The following is an 8260-nucleotide window of genomic DNA, read 5'->3' as shown; positions in this document are numbered from 1 at the left end:
GATGCCCCGCCCCCCCCCCCCCCCCCCCCAAACCCCCCACCCCCCGCGGGGGGGCTGGGGTCGGCGGGCGCGGCTCGGCAGGGGATCAGTACAGCGCGTTGGCGAGATTGCGCCTGCCGGCGACCACCTCAGGATCGGCCGGGTCAAAGATCTCGAACAGCTCGATAAGCCTGGTGCGCACCTTGGTGCGGTCGTCACCGGAGGTGCGGCGCACCAGAGCCGTCAGGCGCCCGAAGGCCGCGCTGACATCCTGATTGAGGATCTGGACGTCGGCGGCCGCGAACGCGGCTTCGATGTCGTCGGGGGCGGCATCGGCAACAGCGACCGCATCCGGTCGCTGCGCGGTCGCGCGGGTGAGGAAGTCGATCTGGCGGATGGCCGCCTTGGCTTCCACGCTGCCGGGGTCGGCGTCCAGGATCGTCTGGTACGACGTCCGCGCCGCCTCGAAGTCACCGGCCTCCAGTTGCTGGCGCGCCTCGGCGAGCACCGGATCCACTTGCTGCGCTTGACCCGAACCCGCCGGCCCTTTGAGCTTTCCGGCAGTCGCGTCGAGCAACGAGTCGATCCAGCTGCGCAGCTGATCGGCCGGTTGGGGCCCTTGAAAACTCGACACCGGTTGTGCCGCAGCCAAAGCCACCACCGTCGGGACGGCTTGTATGCCGAAAATCCGGGCGATGCCGGGGGCGGCGTCGACGTTCGCGGCGGCCAGCACCCAGGTGCCGTTATCCTCGGCGGCCAGCCCGGACAGCGTCTCGAGTAGGTCGACGCAGACGTCGCTGCGGGGCGACCACAGCAGTACGACGACCGGCACCTCGTCGGACCGGTTGATCACCTCGTCTTCGAAGTTGGCTTCGGTGACCTGAATGATCCGCACTTCGCCGGGAGAACCGGACTCGGAACCCGCCGGTGCCGACGGCCGGGCCGTCGGGCCGGCAGTTGCCTTCTGCTGGGCGCGCTGTTTGAGACCGGACAGGTCGACCGCACCGGCCAACGCTGGCCCGATCGAGGGCCGAGGACGTGTCACGCCGACAAGTCTGTCACGCCGGCTATGCCTAGTCGCGGCGGCCTCTGACCGGCGGATATGACCAATCTCACATCGGCCCGCGAGGGCACCGCTGCGCGCCCCGCTAGCAAACGTTTGCTTGGTTACGGAGCCCGCAAGATCAGCGCGTCGCCCTGCCCGCCGGCACCGCACAGCGCGGCAACGCCGATGCCCGACCCGCGGCGGGCCAGTTCCAGCGCCACGTGCAGCGTGATCCGGGCGCCGGACATGCCGATCGGGTGCCCGACGGCGATCGCTCCGCCATTGACGTTGACCTTTTCGGGGTCGACGCCGAGTTCCTGGGTGGACGCCAACGCCACCGCGGCGAACGCTTCGTTGATCTCCACCACGTCGAGCTCGTCGACCGTGATGCCCTCCCGGTCGAGCGCCTTCTTGATCGCGTTGGCGGGCTGCGACTGCAGTGTGGAATCCGGCCCGGCCACCACGCCGTGCGCACCGATCTCGGCCAGCCAGCTCAGCCCCAGCTCCTGGGCCTTCTCCTTCTTCATCACCACCACCGCGGCGGCGCCGTCGGAGATCTGGGACGCCGAGCCGGCCGTGATGGTGCCGTCCTTGCGGAACGCGGGCTTGAGCCCGGCCAGCGAATCGGCGGTGGTGTTGGCGCGGATGCCCTCGTCCTCGCTGAACTGCAGGGGATCGCCCTTGCGCTGTGGAATCTGCACCGGCACGACCTCGTCGGCGAAAACCCCGTCCTTCCAGGCAGCGGCGGCCTTCTGATGCGACTGGGCAGCGTATTCGTCCTGCTGCTGACGGGTGAATTTGTCGACATCGTTGCGTTGCTCGGTGAGCGCGCCCATCGGCTGATCGGTGAATACGTCGTGCAGGCCGTCGTATGCCATGTGGTCCAGCACCTTGACGTCGCCGTACTTGTAGCCCGACCGGCTGTCCATCAACAGGTGCGGCGCCTTGGTCATGGACTCCTGACCACCGGCGACCACCACATCGAACTCGCCGGCCCGAATCAGCTGGTCAGCCAGTGCGATGGCGTCGATCCCGGACAGACACATCTTGTTGATGGTCAGGGCCGGCACATCCCAACCGATACCGGCGGCGACCGCGGCCTGGCGTGCCGGCATCTGCCCGGCGCCGGCCGTCAGCACCTGTCCCATGATCACGTACTCGACCAGCGAAGCCGGCACGTTCGCCTTCTCCAGTGCCGCCTTGATCGCGATCCCACCCAGGTCGCTGGCGCTGAAATCCTTGAGCGAACCCATCAACTTCCCGATGGGAGTCCGGGCTCCAGCAACTATCACCGACGTTGTCATCAAACCTCCTACACGCGCACCGAACGACCGATAGTGCCAACCCGGAGAAGCGCATTCTTTGTTCCGAGGTTACCGTTATGTAATGACGACCGATCAAGTTGACGCCCGTCGCAGTCTCGCTACCTCGCTGGTCACCGGACTCGACCACGTCGGCATTGCAGTCGCCGACCTGGATGCCGCCATCGAGTGGTACAACGACCACCTCGGCATGATCCTGGTGCACGAAGAGATCAACGACGACCAGGGGATTCGCGAGGCGATGCTGGCGGTGCCCGGCACCAGCGCGCAGATCCAGTTGATGGCCCCGCTCGACGAGACGTCGGTGATCGCGAAGTTCATCGACAAGCGCGGCCCGGGCATCCAGCAACTGGCTTGCCGAACCAGGGATCTGGACGCGATGTGTGAGCAATTGCGCGCGCAGGGCGTCCGGCTGGTCTACGAAGCCCCCCGGCGCGGCACCGCGAACTCCCGGATCAACTTCATCCACCCCAAGGACGCCGGCGGCGTCCTGATCGAGTTGGTAGAGCCGGCACCTCGCTGAGCTAGTACCACTTGCGGGTCGGACCGCGATTGGCGCGGTGGGCCCAGCACGGCGTGTGCCAATGCCGGCGGTCGTCGATCGATCCCGGTGATTCCGCTCGCCACACCACCAAATGCGCGACGCCCGAACGTATTTCGTGATCGCATCCGGGACAGCGATAGGTCTTGACGGCCCGTGCGGCCGCGACCGGCCGCACCTCGTACTCGTAACCATCCGGACCGGTCTCGACTCGCTGCAGCATCGGCGGCAGTGCGGGCCTCCGCGGCGGCGGTTTGCGGCGCCGCGCCATCAGAACAGCCGGTACTCGTCGCTGTCCATCCCCCGCATTTTGTCGTAATCCAAAGTCAGGCAACGGATTCCACGATCGGTGGCCAACGTTCGAGCCTGCGGTTTTATCTGCTGGGCGGCGAACACTCCCTTGACCGGCGCCAACACGCTGTCGCGATTGAGCAACTCGAGGTAGCGGGTCAGCTGCTCTACCCCGTCGATCTCGCCCCGGCGCTTGATCTCCACGGCCACCGAGCCACCGTTGGCGTCCCGGCACAACAGGTCGACCGGACCGATCGCGGTCATGTACTCGCGGCGGACCAACGTGTATCCCTCGCCGAGCAGCTGCACGTGTTCGGCCAGCAATGCCTGTAGGTGGGCTTCGACACCGTCCTTGACCAGGCCGGGGTCGACCCCGAGCTCGTGACTGGAGTCGTGCTCGATCTCCTCGACGGTGATCCGCAGCTGCTCGCCGGCCTTGTTCTCCACGACCCATACCGGGCCGGGCTCTTCGGTGAGCCAGCACGGCGGACTCATCCAGTTGAGCGGCTTGTAGGCGCGGTCGTCGGCGTGCACGCTGACCGAACCGTCGGCTTTGAACAGCAGCAACCTGCGGGCCGACGGGAGATGCGCGGTGAGCCGACCGATGTAGTCGACGGTGCATTGGGCGATCACTAGACGCACCCGATTTACCTTAGAGCGTGCTGGAAGGAATAGGCTGACGCCACCATGTCGCCCAAGAAGGCCGCCAAACCGAGCATTGCGCAGCGCCTGGGACGAGTCCTGGAACGGGTGACCCGCCAAAGCGGTCGGCCCGATACCCCGGCGTACGGCTCCTGGCTGCTCGGGCGCGTGTCCGAAAGCCAGCAGCGACGCCGGGTCCGCATCCAGATCATCCTGACCTCGATGGTCGTCGGCGCCAACCTGATGGGAATCGTTGTCGCGCTGCTGTTGGTGACCGTGGCCATCCCGGTGCCCAGTGTGTTCGACAAGGAACTGCTCTGGATCACCTTGGGGGTGTCCCCGGCATACATCGTGCTCGCGCTGGCGGTGGGAACCTACTGGATCACCCGGCGCACGGTGCAGGCACTGCGTTGGGCCATCGAAGAACGCGACCCGACGCCCGAGGATGAACGCAACACCTTCCTGGCCCCGTGGCGGGTGGCGATCGTCGACCTGATCCTGTGGGGCATCGGGGCGGCATTGCTGACCACGCTCTACGGCTTGGAGAACCGCATCTTCATCCCGCGGTATCTGTTCTCGGTGACCTTCTGCGGCGTCCTGGTGGCCACCGCGAGTTATCTGTTGGCGGAGTTCGCGCTGCGACCGGTGGCGGCGCAGGCCCTGGAAGCGGGCCCGCCGCCGCGGCGACTGGCGCCGGGCATCATGGGCCGCACCCTGATGGTCTGGCTGCTCGGGTCCGGCGTGCCGGTCGTGGGCATCGCCTTGGTGGCTATCTTCCAGATCCTGTTGCGGAACATGACGGAGACCCAATTCGCCGTCTGCATCCTGTTTGTGGCATCCGCGACCCTGATCTTCGGTTTCACGCTGATGTGGATCCTGGCCTGGCTCACCGCTACGCCGGTGCGGGTGGTGCGCGCGGCGCTCAGCCGCGTCGAGCGCGGCAACCTGCGTGGCGATCTGGTGGTCTTCGACGGCACGGAACTCGGCGAGCTACAGCGTGGTTTCAACGCGATGGTGGCCGGGTTGCGCGAGCGCGAGCGGGTGCGCGACCTGTTCGGCCGGCACGTTGGGCGGGAAGTCGCGCTCGCCGCCGAGAAGGAAAAGCCCAAACTCGGCGGGGAAGAACGCCACGTGGCGGTGCTGTTCATTGACATCATCGGCTCTACGAAGCTGGTGACCACCGAGCGCCCGGCCGATGTGGTCAAGGTGCTCAACCGATTCTTCACGATCATCGTCGAAGAGGTTGACCAGCACTGTGGGCTGGTCAACAAGTTCGAAGGCGACGCATCCCTTGCCATCTTCGGCGCCCCGAATCGCCTGGAAAGACCGGAGGACGCCGCCCTGAGCGCCGCGCGCTGCATGGCCGAGCGCCTCGCGAACGAGATATCGGAGTGCAAGGCCGGGATCGGTGTGGCGGCCGGCCAGGTGGTGGCCGGCAACGTCGGCGCCAGGGAGCGGTTCGAATACACCGTGATCGGCGGCCCGGTCAACGAGGCGGCCCGGCTGTGTGAGTTGGCCAAAGACCATCCTGGCCGGTTGCTGGCGTCCTCCGACGCGGTGTCGGGTGCCAGCGAGGAGGAGCAACAGCACTGGACCCTCGGTGAGGAAGTGACGCTGCGCGGACACGACGAACCGACCCGGCTGGCTTCTCCGGTGAATCCGGTTGATTCCGAGAACTGAACCGACCACGTTGATGTCGCTTTTCCGCCAGTCATGTCCGCGGCGGGGTGTAATGGTCGAAGAGTGCACGACGATTTCGAACGCTGCTACCGGGCGGTCCAGGCCAAGGACGCCCGATTTGACGGCTGGTTCGTCATCGCGGTCCTGACCACGCGGATCTATTGCCGCCCCAGCTGTCCGGTGCGGCCCCCGTTGGCCCGCAACGTGCGTTTCCTCCCGACGGCGGCCGCCGCCCAGCGAGAGGGCTTCCGGGCCTGCAAGAGATGCCGTCCTGACGCGTCGCCGGGGTCGCCGGAGTGGAATGTGCGCGGCGACATCGTGGCGCGCGCCATGCGCTTGATCGCCGACGGCACCGTGGACCGCGAAGGCGTGACGGGCCTGGCCGCTCACCTGGGCTACACGACGCGGCAGGTGGAACGGCTGCTGCACGCCGAGGTCGGCGCCGGGCCACTCGCGCTGGCTCGCGCCCAGCGGATGCAAACCGCACGGGTGCTGATCGAGACCACCGACCTGCCGTTCGGCGACGTCGCGTTCGCCGCCGGCTTTTCCAGCATCCGCCAGTTCAACGACACGGTGCGCCTGGTGTGCGACAGCACCCCGACGGCGTTGCGCCAGCGCGCCGCAGCGCGGTTCCGGTCGGCCCGGACGGTGTCGGCCGGAGCGGTGTCCCTGCGACTGCCGGTGCGCACGCCGTTCGCCTATGAGGGCGTCTTCGGGCATCTGGCCGCCACCGCGGTGCCGGGTTGTGAAGAGGTACGCGACGGCGCGTACCGGCGCACGCTGCGGCTCACCTGCGGCAACGGCCTGGTCAGCCTGACCCCAGCCCCCGACCACGTGCGCTGCCAGCTGGTGCTCGACGACTTCCGGGATCTCACCACCGCGACGGCCCGGTGCCGGCGGCTGCTGGACCTCGACGCGGATCCTGAAGCGGTGGTCGAGGCGCTCAGCGCGGACCCGGATCTGGGTCCGGTAGTTGCGAAGGCGCCCGGGCAACGGATCCCCCGCACCGTCGATGAAGCCGAGCTTGCAGTGCGGACCGTGCTGGGCCAGCAGGTGTCGACCAAGGCCGCGCGTACCCACGCCGCGCGGCTGGTTGCGGCCTACGGACAACCCGTGCATGACGGCGCGGGCGGGCTGACTCACACCTTCCCGTCCATGGAGCAGTTGGCCGATATCGACCCGGTCCATCTGGCCGTCCCGAAGGCGCGGCAACGCACCCTGAGTGTATTGATCGGCGCTATTGCCGACGGCAGCGTAAGCCTGGATGCAGGATGCGACTGGATGCAGACGCGCCGGCAACTGATCGACCTCCCCGGGGTCGGGCCCTGGACAGCGGAGATCATCGCGATGCGCGGGTTGGGCGACCCAGATGCGTTCCCGGCCAGCGACCTCGGACTGAAGCTGGCCGCCGAACGGTTGGGACTGCCGTCGCAGGAACGTGCGCTGCTCGCACACAGCGCTCGGTGGCGGCCCTGGCGTTCGTACGCCACCCAGCACCTGTGGACCACGCTCGACCACCCGGTGAACCAATGGCCGCCGACGGAGGACCTGAAGGAGACTGCATGATCACCTACCGCACCATCGACAGCCCGATCGGACCGCTCACCCTGGCCGGCCAGGACGGGGTGCTGACGAATCTGCGAATGGTGGATCAGACCTACGAACCCAGCCGCGCCGGCTGGGCACTTGATGACAGCGCATTCGTCAGCGCGGCCAAGCAACTCGATGCCTATTTCGCCGGCGAGCTGATCGATTTCGATATCGACATGGAATTGCGCGGCACTGCCTTTCAGCAGCGGGTTTGGCGGGCACTGTTGACCATTCCGTATGGCGAAACCAGGTCGTACGGAGAAATCGCCGAGCAGATCGGTGCCCCCGGCTCCGCGCGGGCCGTCGGATTGGCCAACGGGCACAACCCGATCGCCATTATCGTCCCGTGTCATCGGGTGATCGGCGCAAGCGGGAAATTGACCGGATATGGCGGCGGATTGGACCGGAAACAGACGCTACTCGCGCTGGAAAAGCGACGGGCCCCGGCGGACCTGACGTTGTTCGATTAGGTCTGTCCGCGAGCAGACGTGAAAGCCCCCATTTCGGCACGAAATTGGGGGCTTTCACGTCTGCTCACCCTCCACACGTTCGGTGAACTAACTCGGGGTTCGGCGAACTAACTCGAGAATGCAAAAACACCCCCTTTGCAGGGGGTGTTTTTGTGTGTTCGGCGGTGTCCTACTCTTCCACCCGAAAAGGGCAGTACCATCGGCGCTGACAGGCTTAGCTTCCGGGTTCGGGATGGGACCGGGCGTTTCCCTGTCGCTGTGGCCGCCGTAACTCTATTTAAATTTGTGTTGATGGGGGGTGTGGTGCCCACGACTAAAAAGCCGTGTCACTGGATATGTGGTTGCGAGTTTGGTTGTGTTGTAAGTTTTCGGCCGGTTAGTGCCAGTTCCCTACACTCATTGCTGAGCTTCCAGGTCTGGCCTATCAATCCTGTGTTCTGCAGGGGGCCTTATCCCTCCTAGAGGGTGAGAAGCCTAATCTTGGAGAAGGTTTCCCGCTTAGATGCTTTCAGCGGTTATCCTTGCCGAACGTGGCTATCCAGCGGTGCTCCTGGTGGAACAACTGGTGGACCAGAGGTTCGTCCGTCCCGGTCCTCTCGTACTAGGGACAGGTTTCCTCAAGCTTCTGACGCGCGCGGCGGATAGAGACCGAACTGTCTCACGACGTTCTAAACCCAGCTCGCGTGCCGCTTTAATGGGC

At 66.2% G+C, this 8260-nt stretch carries 8 protein-coding genes and 2 rRNA genes; 4 read left to right on the top strand and 6 right to left on the bottom strand.

Annotation, left to right across the window (positions count from 1 at the left end):
* Positions 1–85: 85 nt before the first annotated feature.
* Complete coding sequence (locus A9X01_RS06505; RefSeq protein WP_065119970.1) at positions 86–1024, bottom strand: tetratricopeptide repeat protein; 939 nt, start codon at positions 1022–1024, stop codon at positions 86–88.
* A 122-nt stretch (positions 1025–1146) separates the two neighbouring features.
* Positions 1147–2328, bottom strand: coding sequence for an acetyl-CoA C-acetyltransferase (locus A9X01_RS06500; RefSeq protein ID WP_065119969.1), 1182 nt, complete (start codon positions 2326–2328; stop codon positions 1147–1149).
* Positions 2329–2410: 82 nt separating this feature from the next.
* On the opposite strand from A9X01_RS06500, the gene mce reads away from it, so the two are divergent.
* Positions 2411–2869: a methylmalonyl-CoA epimerase gene (gene mce, locus A9X01_RS06495; protein ID WP_065119968.1), complete on the top strand. Its 459-nt coding sequence runs from the start codon at positions 2411–2413 to the stop codon at positions 2867–2869.
* 1 nt (position 2870) lies between these two features.
* Here mce and A9X01_RS06490 read toward each other — a convergent pair whose 3' ends face one another.
* Together A9X01_RS06490 and nucS are read right to left on the bottom strand one after the other, a co-directional pair.
* Positions 2871–3158, bottom strand: a complete 288-nt coding sequence (locus A9X01_RS06490) for an Rv1322 family protein (protein WP_065119967.1) — start codon at positions 3156–3158, stop codon at positions 2871–2873.
* Positions 3158–3820, bottom strand: coding sequence for an endonuclease NucS (gene nucS, locus A9X01_RS06485; RefSeq protein ID WP_065119966.1), 663 nt, complete (start codon positions 3818–3820; stop codon positions 3158–3160). Before nucS ends, A9X01_RS06490 begins: the two co-directional genes overlap by 1 nt.
* 45 nt (positions 3821–3865) lie before the next feature.
* Between nucS and A9X01_RS06480 the strand changes: the two genes are divergently transcribed.
* The 3 genes from A9X01_RS06480 (at position 3866) to A9X01_RS06470 (ending at position 7560) form a co-directional block, all read left to right on the top strand.
* Complete coding sequence (locus A9X01_RS06480; RefSeq protein WP_065119965.1) at positions 3866–5500, top strand: adenylate/guanylate cyclase domain-containing protein; 1635 nt, start codon at positions 3866–3868, stop codon at positions 5498–5500.
* Between the two features lie 63 nt (positions 5501–5563).
* A complete protein-coding gene (locus A9X01_RS06475) occupies positions 5564–7066 on the top strand; it encodes a DNA-3-methyladenine glycosylase 2 family protein (protein WP_065119964.1) in 1503 nt (500 codons plus the stop codon).
* A complete protein-coding gene (locus tag A9X01_RS06470; RefSeq protein ID WP_065119963.1) occupies positions 7063–7560 on the top strand; it encodes a methylated-DNA--[protein]-cysteine S-methyltransferase in 498 nt (165 codons plus the stop codon). Before A9X01_RS06475 ends, A9X01_RS06470 begins: the two co-directional genes overlap by 4 nt.
* Positions 7561–7716: 156 nt before the next feature.
* On the opposite strand, the gene rrf is transcribed toward A9X01_RS06470, so the two are convergent.
* Positions 7717–7830: ribosomal RNA gene (rrf, locus tag A9X01_RS06465) — 5S ribosomal RNA — on the bottom strand.
* Between the two features lie 85 nt (positions 7831–7915).
* A 23S ribosomal RNA gene (locus A9X01_RS06460) occupies positions 7916–8260 on the bottom strand; the annotation flags it as partial.

The organism is Mycobacterium asiaticum (assembly GCF_001668675.1).
Classification (GTDB): Bacteria; Actinomycetota; Actinomycetes; order Mycobacteriales; family Mycobacteriaceae; genus Mycobacterium; species Mycobacterium asiaticum_D.
Note: the sequence above shows the minus strand (reverse complement) of the source record. Positions and strands in the feature narration are given on the sequence as shown.

Excerpts from the sequence above, each read along its gene's own strand:
- A9X01_RS06480 (WP_065119965.1), top strand. The coding sequence starts at position 3,866 with ATGTCGCCCAAGAAGGCCGCCAAACCGAGCATTGCGCAGCGCCTGGGA.
- A9X01_RS06470 (WP_065119963.1), top strand. The coding sequence starts at position 7,063 with ATGATCACCTACCGCACCATCGACAGCCCGATCGGACCGCTCACCCTG.
- A9X01_RS06500 (WP_065119969.1), bottom strand. The coding sequence starts at position 2,328 with ATGACAACGTCGGTGATAGTTGCTGGAGCCCGGACTCCCATCGGGAAG.
- A9X01_RS06490 (WP_065119967.1), bottom strand. The coding sequence starts at position 3,158 with ATGGCGCGGCGCCGCAAACCGCCGCCGCGGAGGCCCGCACTGCCGCCG.
- mce (WP_065119968.1), top strand. The coding sequence starts at position 2,411 with ATGACGACCGATCAAGTTGACGCCCGTCGCAGTCTCGCTACCTCGCTG.